This window comes from Polycladomyces abyssicola (assembly GCF_018326425.1).
GTDB lineage: Bacteria > Bacillota > Bacilli > Thermoactinomycetales > JIR-001 > Polycladomyces > Polycladomyces abyssicola.
On the sequence record NZ_AP024601.1, the window covers coordinates 340,218 to 357,500 of the forward strand.

At 52.4% G+C, this 17,283-nt stretch carries 16 protein-coding genes, 1 rRNA gene and 1 pseudogene (1 of these 18 cut by a window edge); 14 read left to right on the forward strand and 4 right to left on the reverse strand.

Annotation, left to right across the window (positions count from 1 at the left end; all coding sequences use genetic code 11):
• Window positions 1-33: 33 nt before the first annotated feature.
• From KI215_RS01785 to KI215_RS01815, 7 genes are all read left to right on the forward strand, one after another.
• A complete protein-coding gene (locus tag KI215_RS01785) occupies window positions 34-630 on the forward strand; it encodes a 5-formyltetrahydrofolate cyclo-ligase (protein WP_212773907.1) in 597 nt (198 codons plus the stop codon).
• 46 nt (window positions 631-676) lie between these two features.
• On the forward strand, window positions 677-1,678 hold the full coding sequence (locus KI215_RS01790) for a molybdopterin-binding protein (RefSeq protein WP_212773908.1): 1,002 nt from the start codon (window positions 677-679) through the stop codon (window positions 1,676-1,678).
• A gap of 117 nt (window positions 1,679-1,795) precedes the next feature.
• Entirely contained in the window at window positions 1,796-2,464 is a 669-nt protein-coding gene (locus KI215_RS01795; protein WP_212773909.1) for a redox-sensing transcriptional repressor Rex, read from the forward strand.
• A 39-nt stretch (window positions 2,465-2,503) separates the two neighbouring features.
• Entirely contained in the window at window positions 2,504-3,271 is a 768-nt protein-coding gene (gene tatC, locus KI215_RS01800) for a twin-arginine translocase subunit TatC (protein ID WP_212773910.1), read from the forward strand.
• Between the two features lie 340 nt (window positions 3,272-3,611).
• A complete protein-coding gene (gene groES, locus KI215_RS01805) occupies window positions 3,612-3,896 on the forward strand; it encodes a co-chaperone GroES (protein ID WP_212773911.1) in 285 nt (94 codons plus the stop codon).
• Between the two features lie 61 nt (window positions 3,897-3,957).
• Window positions 3,958-5,583 (forward strand): chaperonin GroEL, encoded by a 1,626-nt coding sequence (groL, locus tag KI215_RS01810; protein ID WP_212773912.1) that lies wholly within the window; start codon window positions 3,958-3,960, stop codon window positions 5,581-5,583.
• Window positions 5,584-5,871: 288 nt separating this feature from the next.
• Window positions 5,872-7,209, forward strand: coding sequence for a S8 family serine peptidase (locus tag KI215_RS01815; RefSeq protein ID WP_212773913.1), 1,338 nt, complete (start codon window positions 5,872-5,874; stop codon window positions 7,207-7,209).
• A 121-nt stretch (window positions 7,210-7,330) separates the two neighbouring features.
• On the opposite strand, the gene KI215_RS01820 is transcribed toward KI215_RS01815, so the two are convergent.
• Both KI215_RS01820 and KI215_RS01825 read right to left on the reverse strand, forming a co-directional pair.
• Complete coding sequence (locus tag KI215_RS01820; RefSeq protein ID WP_212773914.1) at window positions 7,331-7,684, reverse strand: L,D-transpeptidase; 354 nt, start codon at window positions 7,682-7,684, stop codon at window positions 7,331-7,333.
• Window positions 7,685-7,889: 205 nt separating this feature from the next.
• Window positions 7,890-8,528, reverse strand: coding sequence for a trimeric intracellular cation channel family protein (locus KI215_RS01825; protein ID WP_212773915.1), 639 nt, complete (start codon window positions 8,526-8,528; stop codon window positions 7,890-7,892).
• A 162-nt stretch (window positions 8,529-8,690) separates the two neighbouring features.
• Between KI215_RS01825 and KI215_RS01830 the strand changes: the two genes are divergently transcribed.
• Window positions 8,691-9,122 (forward strand): hypothetical protein, encoded by a 432-nt coding sequence (locus KI215_RS01830; RefSeq protein WP_212773916.1) that lies wholly within the window; start codon window positions 8,691-8,693, stop codon window positions 9,120-9,122.
• 192 nt (window positions 9,123-9,314) lie between these two features.
• On the opposite strand, the gene celB is transcribed toward KI215_RS01830, so the two are convergent.
• Window positions 9,315-10,586: a PTS cellobiose transporter subunit IIC gene (gene celB, locus KI215_RS01835; protein ID WP_212773917.1), complete on the reverse strand. Its 1,272-nt coding sequence runs from the start codon at window positions 10,584-10,586 to the stop codon at window positions 9,315-9,317.
• Window positions 10,587-10,598: 12 nt separating this feature from the next.
• The gene (locus KI215_RS01840) at window positions 10,599-10,907 is read right to left on the reverse strand and encodes a PTS sugar transporter subunit IIB (RefSeq protein ID WP_212773918.1); all 309 of its coding nucleotides are present in this window, start codon (window positions 10,905-10,907) and stop codon (window positions 10,599-10,601) included.
• Window positions 10,908-11,146: 239 nt separating this feature from the next.
• Here KI215_RS01840 and KI215_RS01845 point away from each other — a divergent pair.
• From KI215_RS01845 to KI215_RS01870, 6 genes and pseudogenes are all read left to right on the forward strand, one after another.
• Window positions 11,147-12,723, forward strand: a pseudogene (locus tag KI215_RS01845) (sodium:solute symporter family protein).
• A gap of 13 nt (window positions 12,724-12,736) precedes the next feature.
• Entirely contained in the window at window positions 12,737-12,967 is a 231-nt protein-coding gene (locus tag KI215_RS01850; protein WP_212773919.1) for a hypothetical protein, read from the forward strand.
• A gap of 196 nt (window positions 12,968-13,163) precedes the next feature.
• The gene (locus KI215_RS01855; RefSeq protein WP_212773920.1) at window positions 13,164-13,631 is read left to right on the forward strand and encodes a DUF2062 domain-containing protein; all 468 of its coding nucleotides are present in this window, start codon (window positions 13,164-13,166) and stop codon (window positions 13,629-13,631) included.
• 236 nt (window positions 13,632-13,867) lie between these two features.
• A complete protein-coding gene (gene guaA, locus KI215_RS01860) occupies window positions 13,868-15,406 on the forward strand; it encodes a glutamine-hydrolyzing GMP synthase (protein ID WP_212773921.1) in 1,539 nt (512 codons plus the stop codon).
• 349 nt (window positions 15,407-15,755) lie between these two features.
• Window positions 15,756-16,955, forward strand: coding sequence for a peptidase MA family metallohydrolase (locus KI215_RS01865; protein WP_212773922.1), 1,200 nt, complete (start codon window positions 15,756-15,758; stop codon window positions 16,953-16,955).
• Window positions 16,956-17,254: 299 nt separating this feature from the next.
• Window positions 17,255-17,283 (forward strand): 16S ribosomal RNA (locus tag KI215_RS01870) (it continues 1,535 nt past the right edge of the window).

Genomic DNA, 17,283 nt, shown 5'->3' on the forward strand with positions numbered 1-17,283 from the left:
AAAATGCTGTTTGAAGGAAGGGGAAGCAACGCCGTGGATCAAAAAGAAGAAAAAAAACGGCTGCGAACGCGACTGCTCCGATTGCGGGAGACGATGGACGCTGAGACAGTGCGGCGTTGGTCGCGTGCTGTCACGGAAACATTGGTGGATTTGGAATCGTTTCGACGTGCCGGTACGGTCTTTTTTTATCTCCCCTTTCGAAACGAGGTGGATACATGGGATGCGATCCGGTTCGCATGGCAAGCGGGCAAGCGCGTGGTGGTGCCAAAGACGGACCCGAAAACAAAAACGATGGAATTGTATGCGATCCACCCTGATACACCGTTGATCGAGGGAGCATACGGGATCCTGGAACCTCCCGAAGAACCCGGCCGGTGCGTGATACCCGCAGCAGTGGACTTGGCTGTGGTTCCGGGGGTTGGATTTGATGAAAAGGGATACCGCCTCGGTTATGGGGGCGGCTATTATGACCGGTTTTTCTCAGGAGCGGGAGCTGGCATGATCCGGGTTGGTGTGGCTTATCCGTTTCAAATGGTGGAAACTGTTTTCCCTGAAGTACACGATCAACGGATGCATGTCGTCATCACGCCGGAGCGGGTCTGGCATTGTGCCGATGTAAGTGATCTGTGACTTCCCGGACGGATCTACCGTTAAAATAGATAGGAGGGGAAGGAAGATGAAGAGCAAGTTAAAAGAAGTGCGAACCCAAGAAGCGGTTGGAATGGTGTTGGCGCATGATTTGACGGCGGTCGTTCCCGGTAAATTTAAAGGACCGTTGTTTCGCAAGGGACATACCATTCGTGAAGAGGATATCGAAAAACTGCTGAATATCGGTAAAGAGCATATATACGTATTGGAACTGGCCGAAGGGGAACTGCACGAAGATGATGCGGCGCATCGGATTGCCCGCGCTGCGATGCGCTCGGATGAGGCGTTGGAGCTGACTCGTCCGAAAGAGGGGAAAGTAGATATCGTATCACGGATTGACGGTTTGCTTCGGGTGGATGTACCGACGTTAACAGCGATCAACCGTGTGGAACATGTCGTTCTATCCACGTTGAAAACGCACACGCCTGTCCGGAAGGGACAACAGGTGGCCGCAGCCCGCGTGATCCCATTGGTGGTGCCGGAAAGCCGTATCAAGCAAGTGGAGACGATTGCCGGTCGGCAGGAACATCCCGTGCTGGAGGTGTTGCCCTTCCGTCCGCACCGGGTCGGTGTGGTGACGACCGGAAGCGAGGTGTATCATGGTCGGATTCAGGATGGCTTCGGTCCGGTCGTACGAGAAAAGGTGGAACAGTACGGTTCCAAAGTGATCGGGCAGACATTTGCCGATGATGACAAGGAGATGATCGCCCAACAAATCCGCGCATTTGCCGATCAGGGGGCCGACTTGATTCTCGTCACCGGCGGTATGTCGGTCGACCCGGACGACCGTACACCGGGTGCCATTGCGGACCTGGGAGCTGATATTGTCAGTTACGGTACCCCGATGTTGCCCGGGTCGATGTTGTTGATTGCTTACTACCGCGGGATTCCGCTGATGGGGCTTCCCGGATGCGTGTTGCACGATCCGTTCACTTCGTTTGACGTCTTTTTGCCTCGTATCCTGGCGGGTGAGAAAATTACGCGGGAGGATATCATCACATTGGGCCACGGTGGCTTACATGCGTGTTAATCTTGCAGGTGAAATGGCTCCGTTGTATGATGTTGATAGCAACACTTTGTGAAATTTGACACGATCGGCAAATGAGAACACACGGTCTCAGCGGACCGTTCGGGTATGGAGGCGAAAATGGCTGATCAGAAGATTCCCCAAGTAACCGCGAAACGGTTACCCTTGTATTACCGGTATTTGGAGAAGTTGCACGCCATTGGGAAGCAACGTGTGTCTTCTGCCCAGCTGAGCGAAGCCTTGCAGATCGACCCGGCAACCATTCGACGTGATTTTTCGTATTTGGGAGAGTTGGGAAAGAAGGGATACGGGTACAACGTCAATTATCTGCTTCAGTTTTTGCGGGATTTCCTCAAGCAGGACGAAGTAACCAACGTGGTTCTGGTCGGTGTCGGTAATCTGGGCACGGCGCTGTTGCGTTACAATTTCTACCGCAGTCACAATACCAAGATCGTAGCGGGATTTGATATCGATTCCAACAAAGTGGGTAAGGAGATTGACGGCATCCCCATTTTTTCGATCGATCGTTTTGCGGAAGTGAAGGATTTGCACAATGTCGAGGTAGCGATCCTGACGGTGCCGGCCAATGTCGCCCAGCAAGTCACGGACCGCATGGTAGCAGCGGGGATTCGGGGGATCTTGAACTTTACGCCTGCTCGGTTGACGGCGCCACCCAGTGTACGGATCCACCACATCGATTTGACCACAGAATTGCAGACCCTGATCTACTTCCTGAAAAAATTTCCGCCTGAAGAAGATCGCGAAACCCCATCCGAAGACCACCTGTGAAAACAATACGGATGAAATCAGTGAGGGAAGGTTTGACCAATGATGGATGATCAGACTCAGCCGTTGACGGAGCACTTGGCCGAATTGCGCAAACGGATCATATGGGTATTGATATTCTTTTTCATCTTTTTGGTTGTGGGGTTTCTATATGCCGGGTCGATAATCGAGTGGGTGAAAAAGGATGTTCCCGACAACATCTCGTTTCATATCTTTTCACCTGGTGAGGCGTTTCGCATCTACATGGGATCGGCCTTTCTCATCGCGGTGATCTTTACGCTGCCCGTTGCGCTCTGGCACATTTGGAGATTTGTCGAACCTGGTTTGCGTCCGCGCGAACGCCAAGTGACACTCAGCTACATTCCACTGGCGATCCTATTGTTTTTCGGTGGTTTGCTGTTTGCCTATAAGGTGATTTTTCCGTATGTGATCGGGTTTTCGGCCAATTTGACGCGAGAGTTGGGGGCACAGGAGACATACGGGCTGTATGATTATTTCCGGTTCATGTTCAACATCGTCTTTCCGATCGCGTTTTTGTTTGAGCTGCCGATTTTGGTTATGTTTTTGACGCGGCTCTCCATCATCACGCCTGCATTTTTGCAGAAAGCCCGCCGGTTTGCCTATTTGGCGTTGGTAGTGTTCTCCACTTTGATTTCGCCGCCGGATATTGTCACCAACATCTTGATCGCCTTACCGATGATTGTGCTGTATGAGATCAGTGTGGTCATCTGCATGTGGGTGTACCGGCGGATGCAACGGGAGGCGGAAGTGGAGATGGAAAAGAACGATGACAGTGAGCCGACGGCATAACCATCATGGGGGAACGACCGATTGATTACGTTAACCCGATCACTCGAGGATATGCTGGGGAGGCGGGAAAGGACTTTTCACGCTTCTCGTCTGCATCATTGGATCAGGTCTGCCCTCAGCGGGTGCGTGGCGAAAGTACACGCCGGCGACCCGCTTTTTTTGTGCCCGGAATCGGGATATTTACAGTGGTTTTCCACTCCCGTTCAAAATCAATTTTTTTACAATTGAGGTCTTGCAAAATGGGTATCATATGCATATCATTATAATTGGTGTTAGCACTCATTTTGGTTGAGTGCTAACAAACCCCGACAAAATGCGCTCGTGAAGGAGGGTGTTTCCCATGATCAAACCCTTGGGCGATCGCGTGGTAATTGAGGCGATCGAAAAAGAAGAAAAAACGGCCAGCGGTATCGTGTTGCCGGAAACGGCGAAAGAGAAACCGCAAGAAGGAAAAGTTATCGCTGTGGGTACCGGTCGTTATGAAAACGGCGAAAAAATCGCGCTGGAAGTGAAAGAAGGCGACCGCGTGATCTTCTCCAAATACGCGGGAACTGAAGTAAAAGTGGGAGATAAAGAATATCTCATCTTGCGTGAAAACGATATCCTGGCGATTGTGGAAGAGTAAACCGGCTTGACAACATCTTACTGAAATAAAACCACCCTACATATAGGAGGGGGAAGCGATCATGGCGAAAGAAATCAAATTTAGTGAAGATGCGCGTCGTGCGATGTTGCGCGGTGTGGACGCGCTGGCGAACGCTGTGAAAGTAACCTTGGGTCCGAAAGGACGTAACGTGGTACTGGAGAAAAAATTCGGTTCTCCGCTCATCACCAACGATGGTGTGACCATCGCGAAAGAAATCGAACTCGAAGATCCGTTTGAAAACATGGGCGCCCAACTGGTGAAAGAAGTGGCGACCAAAACCAACGATGTGGCTGGTGACGGTACGACCACCGCTACCGTGTTGGCTCAAGCCATCATTCGTGAAGGTCTGAAAAACGTGGCGGCCGGCGCCAACCCGATGATCCTGCGCAAAGGGATCGAAAAAGCCGTGGCCGCTGCCGTGGAAGAAATCAAAAAGATCGCGAAACCGATCGAAGGTAAAGAATCTATCGCTCAAGTGGCCGCGATCTCCGCGAACGACGATGAAGTGGGCCAACTGATCGCGGAAGCGATGGAAAAAGTGGGCAAAGACGGCGTGATCACGGTCGAAGAATCCAAAGGCTTCACCACCGAGCTGGAAGTGGTGGAAGGGATGCAATTCGACCGCGGCTACATCTCCCCGTACATGATTACGGACACGGACAAGATGGAAGCCGTGCTGGAAGAGCCGTACATCCTGATCACCGACAAGAAAATCTCCAACATCCAAGACATTCTGCCGCTGCTTGAAAAAGTGGTGCAACAAGGCAAGCAGCTCCTCATCATCGCCGAAGATGTGGAAGGTGAAGCCTTGGCGACCCTGGTGGTCAACAAACTGCGCGGAACCTTCACCGCTGTGGCTGTGAAAGCACCTGGCTTCGGCGATCGCCGCAAAGCGATGTTGGGAGACATCGCCACGCTCACCGGTGGTCAAGTCATCACCGAAGAGCTGGGTCTGGATCTCAAAACGGCCAACATCAGCTATCTGGGTCGCGCGCGTCAAGTCCGCGTCTCCAAAGAAGAAACCATCATCGTGGATGGTTATGGTGACAAAGCGGAAATCGAATCCCGCATCAAACAAATCCGTCAACAAATCGAAGAAACCACGTCTGAATTTGACAAAGAAAAACTGCAAGAGCGTCTGGCCAAACTGGCTGGCGGCGTAGCGGTCATCAAAGTGGGTGCCGCGACCGAAACCGAAATGAAAGAGAAAAAACTGCGCATCGAAGACGCGCTCAACGCTACTCGCGCCGCGGTGGAAGAAGGTATCGTGGCTGGTGGCGGTACCGCGTTGGTCAACGCCATCCGCGCGGTGGAAGCGGTGGAAGCGTCCGGCGACGAAAAAACCGGTGTCAACATCATCAAACGTGCGTTGGAAGAGCCGGTACGTCAAATCGCTTTCAACGCTGGTTTGGAAGGTTCCATCATCGTGGAGCGCCTGAAAAAAGAAGATGTGGGCATCGGATTCAACGCCCTGACCGGCGAGTGGGTCGACATGATCAAAGCTGGTGTTGTGGATCCGGCCAAAGTGACCCGCTCCGCGCTGCAAAATGCCGCTTCCGTGGCCATGATGGTGCTCACCACCGAAGCTGTTGTGGCCGACAAACCGGAAGAGGAAAAAGGCAACAACAACAACTCGGGCATGGGCGGCATGGACGGGATGATGTAATCGTCTCCCGCAGATTAAAAGCCGTCGACCGTTTGAGGTCGGCGGCTCTTATTTTTTGTCTCGAACATCGATTTCCCGTTTCCGCTCCATAGCAACAGCTGGAATCGCTCGACGGGACTTCGACCTGCTCCCCGAAAACGAATGGCGGAACCTCAGTCAGTTTTTTCGGAAGAGTTACAACCATTGTCTGAGGCAAATAGGGAATCCGCCGGATGGGCGGCCGCCGACACCGGAGATATAATGGGGACAACTCCCATCTAAAACAAAATCTCCAAAGGTGGTGGGGCGATGCGGCGCCGGATGGTGGTTGTGGCTTTGGTTTTTTTGCTGTTGACGACCTGGATGATGCCTGCCGGAGGGACTCAAGCGGCTTCTTTACCAAAAGTGGATCCGATTTTACAAAACGTGAGTCAATTGGGCAAGTTAACGGATTTGTCACGGGTGCGTGCTGTCGTTACCTATTATGATCAACCGACGGCAGCCGATGTGTCGCTGCTTCAGGCGTTGGGTCTGAAGACGCGGACATTCCGGCATTTACCGATGGTAGCGGTGGAAGGCCCTTACGTACAACTGCAACAGTTGTTCCAACATGGAGAGATCCGTTCTATCTACTACGACAAGCCCCTTCGGTACCTGTTAAAGGACAGCGTACCATTCATCGGGGCGGATCGTGTATGGAATGAGCTGGGTTACACCGGAAAAGGCGTTGGTGTGGCGGTCATCGATTCAGGTATTGATGCAACACATCCCGATCTGAAATTCGGAGAGACAACCATTCAAAATGTGAAGATGCTGTTGGGGAATTCGCTGTTCGGCGGGGAGACGGTTTATCTCGAAAATGTGGAGAACACCGATACCACCAGCGGTCACGGGACGCACGTTTCCGGGATCATCGCGGGCAATGGCACCGCAGGCGACGGGACGTACAAAGGGGTGGCCCCAGGAGCGAAGCTGGTCGGGATCGGCACGGGAGAAGCCATCTCCATCATATGGGCTTTGGAAGCGTTTGACTACGTATTGGAGAAAAGGGATACGTATCACATCCGGGTGATCAGCAACAGCTGGGGTACGACCGGGGACTATGATCCAAACGACCCCATCAACGTGGCCAGCAAAAAAGCGCACGATGCCGGTATGGTCGTCGTATTTGCGGCGGGGAATGAAGGACCGGACAATAACACGCTGAACCCCTATTCGGTGGCACCATGGGTGATCGGGGTGGCAGCCGGGACAAAAGACGGCAAGCTGGCCGATTTCTCTTCGCGCGGCGTACCGGGGGATCCGTTGCTCCATCCGACCATCACCGCCCCGGGTGTGGATATCGTATCCACCAAATCCACCACCGGATTGGTGTTAAATTTGTTGGGTACGCAGAAAGACGTGCAGTACATCCCACCCCAGTATTTGCCGTACTACACCACGGCGAGCGGCACCAGCATGGCCACGCCGCATATCTCTGGCGTCGTGGCGTTGATGCTGGAGGCGAATCCGCGTTTGACACCCGATCAGGTGAAGAATCTGTTGGTACAGACGGCCCGACCGATGAGCGGATATCAGAAGTATCAGGTGGGTGCCGGATATGTGGATGCGTATCAAGCTGTTGTAGCAGCGAAAAACGCACCGTAAAGAGGCGGGAAGAAAAAGAGACGCTAATCGCTGATGTCAAATAACCCAGGTTGCAAGTAGAGCTCCTGGGTTTACCCCGTTTTGGATCAAGGGAGAAAACGATTGCTTGAATAATGGAACGTCAGGGACGGATCATCACCGATGTACCGATACCGACTCTTCGACCAAGATCTTCTACGTGTTGGTTGAACATGCGGATACAACCTCTGGATACCATCTTGCCAATGGAGGATGGACGATTGGTGCCGTGGATACCGTATCCAGGTCGGGACAGCCCCATCCACAGTGTGCCGTAGGGACTGAGAGGGCCGCCCGGTCGACTGTACGGATACGGAACCTTGTTGATGATCACGTAATTGCCGATAGGGGTTCGCGTGAGGATTTTACCAATTCCGATCGGATAGCTTCTGATCAGCAAATTTCCCTCATATAGATACAGACGTCTTTTTGACAGAGAGACGTAAATTCTGGGCAAATCCAATACCTCCTTTCACATCAGTTTATGGGCGAAAAAGTGTCGGTGTGAGGATATGCCGGGTCGAACTTTTCTGCCTCGGGGTCTGGTAAATCCGTGAGGGAGCAAATGCTTTCCTGGGTGAGAGACATACTAAGCCAGCCGAGCATTGCAGGTGATTTTAACGAATATAAAAACAGGCAACCCATTTACACGGGTTGCCTGTTCAACTTTCTGCCGGTATATTGGCGGATGGTTTCTTTTCTTCGGCCAGCCCCCGCAATGGCAGCTGCCAGCCAAAATAAAACGACATGGTGCGCAACACAACGATGGCGACGAACAGGGCATACAGTTCCCAACCTTGCTGTACCACTTTCAATCCGATCAGCAGGCCGATCACCATCGCCCAGATGGCGTAAATCTCGCCGCGAAACACGAGCGGTTTGCGGCCGGCCAGTACGTCGCGGATAATGCCGCCGCCGATCCCGGTCAGCACAGCGGCCGAGACGACCGCGACGAGCGGGTGGTGAGCCTGCACGGCATAAAAAGCGCCTTGGATCGAAAAAGCGGACAAACCGACGGCATCAAAGAAATCAATCCACTTTTTATAGTTATTGATCCAACGGTCCGGTGACACATAGGCCAACACAATGGCGATCAGGGCCGTTGTGATCAGAGCTTCCTGTTTCCACAACATATGGACGGGAAGGCCGATCAGCAGGTTGCGGATAATCCCCCCGCCGAAGGCGGTGACGAATCCGAGGACGAGTGCGCCCAAGATATCGTATTTCTCTTCCATTGCCACAATGGCGCCACTGATAGCGAATGCTGCGATACCCATGATATTGAACACGTCCCACGTCATCTTCATCACCCCCATTCAAAAACGATCAGCATACCAATCTCCCATTATATTGACCGTAATGAAAGAATCAATAGGATTTTTTCGGGCAATGAAAATGAACCGAAATGAATACGTTTATAGCGAACCACCCGGTCCATCATTCGGTTTGAAGGAGGGATGTGGTTGCTACGGCGTCTTTGGTGGGTGTTGTATGGATTTTTTTTCTTTTTGTATCTGGATCGGTGGATGGAATACGTTGATGACAAACAAGAAGAAATGTTGTCCGTTTTTGGTCCGTTTTACCCGTATTGGATTCCGGTGATCGTTTTTTCCTTATGGACAGGGGTGTTGATGGGGATTCCGCTTTTGCTTCAGCGTGTGGGTCAACCTGGTGTGTGGAAATGGAACGGGGAAAAATTCGTATTGGTGATCCCTGCACTTTTTTTCACAGTTTCTCCCTTGTTGCTGTACTATCCGTTATGGAGCGACAAAGTGATGAAGGTGTTTCCCTTTCTCGCTCGGGTGGATGTCTCTTTTTTCATCTTGTGTGGTGTGGTGAGTGGCTATTTTTTGACAGAAGGATGGGAGAAACGGGAGAGCGGGAAAACAAAATGACCCCGGATGGGTGAATAAAACCGGGGAGATGAACGGGTCTGAAATCTCGTTGAGCGGCAGGGGTACTCTGGGGGATCCATTGTTCATGATCCAATCCCCTGCGCTGCTGGCTGAATCAGATCCGTTTTGTTGTTGATGAGGGAGGCGCAATTCTTCCGTTTCTGCCTGCCAATGACTGCTGTTTCTCTTCAGTCATGATGGATTGGCATCATGGTTTCTCTCGTTTTTTTCTTCCGCCCATTTTTTGCGATCCCACAAACGGAAAAACGGATAATAAATCAGTCCGGCCACTGTCATGTTGACCAGCTGAAGTATCGCTCCCTTCCAACTTCCTGTCGCCAACCAGCCGCCGAATCCGATCGGTGTTGTCCAGGGCACCAGTGCATAGGGACGCGGTACCCATCCCAACTCCATCGTCGTATAGGTGAGGGTGGTAGTCGCGATGGGAACCAGTATGAAGGGAATGATCAACAGCGGGTTCATCACGATGGGCAGGCCGAAGATGATGGGTTCGTTGATATTGAACAGCCCTGGCGCAATGGCGATGCGCCCCAAACTTTTCAACTGGCGGGACCGGGCAAAAAACAGGAGCAGTAAGGTGAGTGACAAAGTGGACCCCGTTCCGCCGATGTTCAAGAACAAATCAAAAAATTGGTTACACACCGTATTAGGTATGGCTGTGTCCGCCAACTTTGCATCTTGATTTTGTAAGGTAAGACTGAGGAAAATGGGTGCCATCACACTGCCGACGACGGCATCACCGTGAATGCCGATCGACCAGAGCAACCCCATCAACAGAGCGGAGATCAGTGCACCGCTGAACGTACCGCCCAGGTAGTGCAGGGGATCGCTCAACACTTGTTGCACCACTTGATGGATGGAGATGCCCCATGTGTGTTCCAACAGCAGACGGACACCCCATACCAGGATCATCACCAGCAACCCCGGAAGTAACGCCGCAAACGAACGGGCCACAGCCGGAGGGACACTGGCAGGCATACGAATGACCCAATCGCGGCGGACGAACCAGCGGAGGATTTCCACTGAAAAAACGGCCAGTACGATACCGACGAACAACCCTTTGGAGCCGAGATACAGCACCGGCAACTGTTCGTTCTGCAACGGGGTCGCCAATAAAAATGCGATCAAACTGATGGTGGCCCCCGCCAGGGCATCCAATTTGTATCGTTCGGCCAGACGATATCCGATCGCCAGTGTGGCGATCAGGGCCATCATGTGAATGCCTGCTTGAACCGGCATGAGCAGAGACGGTCGATACGGGTTCACCCATCGATCCAGTGCCATGATTGGGGGAAATGCGAGAATCAGGAAGAAGGAGCCGATGATTACAAAGGGCATGACCGCGATCAAACCATCACGAATCGCTTGGAGATGGCGTTGTTCCGCGATTTTACCGGCGATGGGCAGAAGGGTCCGCTCCAACCATTGGATTAAGCGGTTCATCCATTTCCCTCCTCAGGATGTGGACAAGCAGGCCAACGCTTGTTTGAGGGCTTGCTGTCCGTCAATCATGCCGTAGGCGACCGGGTCGAGAAGCGCGATCGGAACGCCGTTGGCGTCGGCGATGGACTTGAGATGGGCCCATCTGTGCCGGATTTGCGGCCCTAACAGGACCACGTCGAATTTCCGCACCACTGCTGCAAACTCATGAACGCCAACCGATTGGATGTCGACAGTCAGCCCCTGGTCCCTAGCGGCCTGTTCCATCCGTTCCGCCAACAAGCTGGTGGACATCCCACCCGAGCAACAGAGCAAAATACGCAATGAAATCGACCTCCGTGTAGGAAGTGGTATTGGGCTTGGCTTAGTTTAATATATGGACGGAATCTGCCTTTATTTCCAAATAGTCATATAATTGCTTGCAATCTCGTTGATAGATAATTAAAATTATTAATTAACGGAAGGTATCAAACACAATGCCTTGAAAGCGGTATCAAGAAACCAGACGGAGGTGGCAATAATTGAATCAGGATGTATTGCTGAATGCCGGTTGGATTGATTACGTGTTTGTCTTGATCTATTTCGTATTCGTAATTGGGATCGGATGGTTGTTGAAAAGCAAAGCGAAAACGGGAGAGGACTTTTTTCTGTCCGGACGCTCGATTCCGAGCTGGATCACCAGTTTGGCATTTCTGTCAGCCAATCTGGGAGCGTTGGAAGTATTGGGGATGGCGGCCAACGGTGCGGAATACGGTTGGATGACAACGCACTTTTACTGGATCGGAGCCGTACCGGCGATGTTGTTTTTGGGTTTGTACATGATGCCGTTTTATTATGTGTCCCGTGTGCGGTAGGTTCCGGAATATCTGAAATACCGTTTCAATGAGGCGACCCGTGGTTTGAATGCTGTTTCCTTCGCCGTCATGACGGTATTGGTCTCCGGGATCAGCCTGTATTCGATGGCATTGATTTTTCAGGTTTTGGTGGGCTGGTCCATGAACATCAGCATACTTGTATCGGCATTGGTTGTGTTGATTTATGTGGGACTGGGGGGTTAACCTCTTCCATTTACAATGAGGTCGTTCAGTTTTTCCTGATTTGGCTCGGGTTATTGCTGATTCCCGTCCTCGGTCTCCATGAACTGGGCGGCTGGGAGGCCATGATCCAGCGCTTGCCGGAATCCTTCGGCCATCTGTGGGCGGGTTTGGACCATCCTGAACATAATGCGATGGGGATCCATTGGTTGGGTGTCGTACTGGGCTTGGGTTTTGTGTTGTCGTTCGGTTATTGGACGACCGATTTCCTGGTGGTGCAACGTGCATTTGCCGCACGAGATTTGCGTTCGGCTCAATTGACGCCGATCTACGCGTCACTGTGGAAAATGATCGTCCCTTTTCTGGTAATCATCCCCGGTTTAATCGCGGCGGTGTTATTCCACGATCTCGGAAAGCCCGGAGGACCCAGTTATAATTTGGCGTTACCGTTGCTGATGGAACGGTATTACCCGCCGGGTATGCTGGGGCTCGGCTTGACGGCGATGTTGGCCAGTTTCATGAGCGGTATGGCAGGAAATGTGACCGCTTTCACGACAGTGTGGACGTATGACATCTACCAAGCGTACATCAAAAAGGACGCCAGTGACGAGCATTATGTCAAAATGGGCCGTTGGGCGGTCGTGGTCGGGGTCCTGATCAGTATCGGCGCTGCCTATCTCGCCGCCGGTTTCCCCAGTGTGATGGATTATATGCAGTTGTTGTTCTCCATCTTTAACGCGCCGCTGTTTGCCACGTTCCTGTTGGGGATGTTTTGGAAGCGGGCCACGCCGTGGGGAGGTTTCTGGGGGTTGGTTGCTGGTACAGCGGGAGCGATATTGCTCATGGTTGCCATACCGGAAAACTTTTTCACCAGTCCGCAAGAGGGTAACTTTTGGCGCGCTTGGTGGGCATGGGTGATCACGGTGGTGGTGACAGTGATCGTCTCGCTGTTCACCAAGCCCAAAACGGATGAGGAGCTGAAAGGGCTGGTTTACGGGACCACTTCCTTGCCGTCGTATCGGGGATGGAAATGGTATCTGCACCCGGGTTGGATGGCGGTGGTGGCCGCGTTGTTGCTGGTGGGACTCAATTGGTACTTCTGGTGAGGAGGGATCAGAAATGAAGCGATCTTCCATTTGGCTGGATCTTCGTTTTTTGACGGGAGTGTTGTTTGTGATCTACGGGGTCTTGCTGATGGTGTACGGGTTGTTGTTTCATCCGCAAACGAAGACATTGAACGGTTGGAACATCGATTGGTGGTGGGGGATTGCTACCTTCGCCTTCGGAGTCGTGTTTCTCGCCATACCGTTGTGGCGATGGCGCTCAGGGAAAAATCAGAGATCGAGTTGACCGAAAGGGATGTGTATGGTCAAGATAGCGGAAAAGGAGAGCTGATTAGGGCGTTTCTGGTCAGTCACAAACCTAGCATGTGAGATTCATTTTTGGCGGATACGGGGAATATTTTGTGTCACCAACTTCTCCCTGCACGACAGCCCGTGGTTGTCCGTTATAATGTAAGAGAAGAAAAATCAATGGGAGCGGTCGTATGATCAGAAACGCTTTTCGGCGCATCCGTCTCGAATACCTCAAACTTCTCCGTACCAAGGGCGCACCGTCGATTGTGGCCAAAGGGTTCGCCCTTGGCGTCTTTTTGGAATTTATCACGTTGCCCACCTTGGGAATCGCCTTTTTCCTGTTGTACCCGCTCAACTTATTGTTCCGGGGCAGTCTGCCCGCAGCACTGATCGGGTACCTGATGGGCAAAGTGATTTTGCCCATTTTCTTGTATATCAATTATACGTTGGGTAACCGATTGATCGGCGGGGGCAAACAAGCCGTTGGTTCACCCCATTGGCATGATTTGACTACCTGGCACACGTGGAAGGAGAAAGGACTGGCATTCTTCGTGGGCAGCGCCATCGTGGGAGCGGTGGTGGCAGTAGTTGGATACGTGCTGGTCTATTGGGCCTTGATTTCCTACCGTCGCCGCAAGGAGCGGCGGAATCGGATCTAGGGTGACGTATCCCGGGAAAAAATCCCTGTCACGGTTGCGCCCTTGACCGTATTATGGGCGATTGGTATGATGATCCCATATAAGGACAGCATAAAGTTATCATCATGATATCTTGCTAACGACTGATGTCGGTTTCCTCATAAGCGATCGGTCGACCGAGTCCCGTATCGCCAGGTCGAGCGGTACAGACCCGGTCTTTTTGTATGGAATCTTGCCTGTGGAAGGAGTATGCGGGGATGGACAAGCCGATGGAACGTGTGGTGGTACTGGATTTTGGCGGACAATACAACCAGCTGATCGCCCGTCGGATTCGCGATCTGGGTGTGTTCAGCGAATTGCTTCCGTTTGATATCAAGGCGGATCAGCTGAGGGAGATGCAACCGAAAGGCATCGTGTTTTCCGGCGGTCCGGCGAGCGTCTATGCTGAAGGGGCGCCCAAGTGTGACCCGGCCATTTTCGAGTTGGGTGTACCCATTTTGGGGATCTGCTACGGAATGCAGTTGATCTCGGCCCATTTCGGTGCCCGGGTGGAACGGGCCCACAAGCGTGAATACGGAAAAGCGGAAGCCGAAGTGGTATCCGATTCTCCTTTGTTCCGCGACATGGACCGTCGACAATTGGTGTGGATGAGCCACAGCGATGTGGTGGTGGAACCGCCGTCCGGCTTCCAAGTGGATTGTCGGACCGAATCGGCACCCGTGGCTGCGATGAGCGATCCCAATCGGCGCATCTACGCCGTCCAATTTCATCCGGAAGTGCGTCATACCGTCAACGGCGACGAAATGATCCGTCATTTCCTGTATGATGTTTGCGGCTGCGAAGGAAACTGGAGCATGGAGACCTTTATTGACGACACGGTCCGGGAAATCCGCGAGCGTGTAGGGGACAAAAAGGTGTTGTGTGCACTGAGCGGCGGTGTAGATTCTTCCGTCGCGGCCGTTTTGATTCACAAGGCGGTGGGAGAACAGCTCACCTGTGTGTTTGTGGATCACGGATTGTTGCGCAAAGGGGAAGCGGAGAGCGTGATGCGCACGTTCGCCGACCATTTCCATATGAATGTGGTCAAAGTGGACGCACGGGAGCGGTTCCTGCAAAAGCTGAAAGGGGTAACCGATCCCGAACAAAAACGGAAAATCATCGGCAACGAATTCATCCGTGTGTTTGAGGAAGAATCCGACAAGCTGGGGGAACATCATTTCCTCGGGCAGGGTACGCTGTATACCGATATCATCGAGTCCGGTACGGCCACGGCGCAAACGATCAAATCCCACCACAACGTGGGCGGTCTGCCGGAGGACATGCGGATGGAGTTGATCGAGCCTCTGAACACCCTGTTCAAGGATGAAGTGCGGAAAGTGGGTGAAGAGCTGGGACTGCCCAAAGAGATCGTGTGGCGGCAACCCTTCCCGGGTCCGGGGTTGGGCATTCGTGTGATCGGTGAAGTGACGGAGGAGAAGCTGACGATCGTGCGGGAGTCGGACGCCATATTGCGCGAGGAAATCCAGCGTGCCGGTCTGGATCGGGAGATTTGGCAGTACTTCACCACCCTTCCTGATTTCCGCAGTGTAGGTGTCATGGGGGATGCCCGTACTTATGCGTACACGGTCGGCATCCGGGCCGTCACCTCTGTTGACGGGATGACGGCGGACTGGGCACGGATTCCGTACGACGTGTTGGAACGCATCGCCAATCGGATCGTCAATGAAGTGGACGGTGTCAACCGTGTCGTCTACGATATCACCTCCAAACCCCCGGCGACAATTGAGTGGGAGTGACGGTATAACAACGGAGCCATACGTGTTCGTCGCGACTGCTTACAAAGTGGTGTACTATCGTTATCTCGGATGAGCCGTTTTCCCTCTCGCTCCTGTTTCGCCAAGCTCAGAGATCGCTCGTGGGAAAACGCCCACCCTCTGTTAGAGAGACGGGCTCGAATTTCCCGCCGAGCGACTCTAGCTGTCGCTATGGAGCGGAGACGGGAAATCGGAGCCCGTAAACTTTGTCAACAACCTGGATGGAGCCCATTTGGGCTCCGTTTTTTGTTGCATCTCTTTTCTTCTCGTATGATGTCCGTTCATTTGCTTCACATTATAAGATGAAGAAACCGGAGAGGGTGGATGATGGGTGAAACGATGGTTGACCATGCGGAGATGTAGGTTGATCGCTACAGGATGGTTGGCAGGGTGGTTGCTGTGTCAAGGGACGGTGTCAGCTGCACCTTGTCCCCCGGTTGCCCAACAGATCGTTCAACTGGTACATGAGAAAGCACAGGCGGTCAACCGACGGGATTGGGTTTCTTTTCAACGTGTACTTCACCCGGATCGTCCGGTCTACATGCAAGAACAAAAACGTTGGTTCCAAGACGCTATCCGTTATGTCGATCGTGGTTCATACCGACTGGATGTGCTTTCGGTCATTCCGTACCGTCCGTATCAAGTATTGGCCTGGGTGGAACAGTCTTATCGAAGAAAAGGTACCCGATATGCAGTGAAATTCCCTCTCTTGTTTCAGCGAACAGATCAAGGATGGCGGGATTCAGATTACCCGTTTCGGCATATGACGGGAACAGGTGTGATCGTGCGTTACACCGACCAACGTCTGCACGATCAAGCTACAGTGGCATTGGGAACAGTGAAGCGGTCACTGATACAGTTTCGTTCCAAATATGGGTGGACACCCGGACGCGATGTGGAGGTGAAATTGTACCACCATCCGGAAGTATTCAGGCAATCGGTCAAATTGTCACTCCCAATGTGGGCAGCCGGTTGGCATGAAGCGGGACAGGCGATCAAGTTCGTCGGTCTGTCGAATGTGGACGATTGGGAACCCTCGTTTGCCATGGGGATTGTGCACGAGATGACGCATCACATGATCAGTGAATTGACAGGAGACAATGCGGCATATTGGTTGCAGGAGGGAGCAGCCGGATATTATCAGTCCCATTTGCTGCCCGGATTGAAGGAGCATGAAGATCCTACGGTTTCGGTGACACCAATGTGGACGGTCCGTGATTTGGAACAGCGCAATCTGGAACGGTTGTCGGATGTGGAAGCTACCCAGTTCTATGCCCAATCCCGTGATTTTTTTCAGTTTTTGGTTGAGCGTTACGGAGAAAAGAAATTGCAGCGGCTCTTTGCCGTCTTGGCGATGTTTCCCGTGATCGACCAGGACAGTTCGGATAAACTGGCGATCTGCAATGCACGCACAAGAAAAGCGGTGCAAAAGGCTTTGGGACAATCACTGGATCAGATCGGTGCGGAATGGGTGATTCACAAAAGGAAGGCGGTGGGGGAAAAGGGGATTGAGAATGGGAATGGAACGTAGAATACGTATGAAATTCCCGCCAGGCCGGCCGCGGTAATTCTTTTGAAAAAAAGTGTTGACGAAACATGTCGACCGTGATATATTAATTGCTGTCGCCGATACGGACAGGATGTCCGGAAGGCAAACAAAAAAACCTCGAAAAAAAGCGTTGACAAGATCGGGTGAAAGTGATAAGATTGATCTTGTCGCCGCGCGAGAGCGCGGGAGGATGAAAAACGAGATTGCGAGAAGCAATCGAGTGGCGTTCCTTGAAAACTGAAGAGTGGAGGAAGGACTCGTCAGTTCTTCTTGAGTGATATTTTTAGGAGAGTTTGATCCTGGCTCAGGA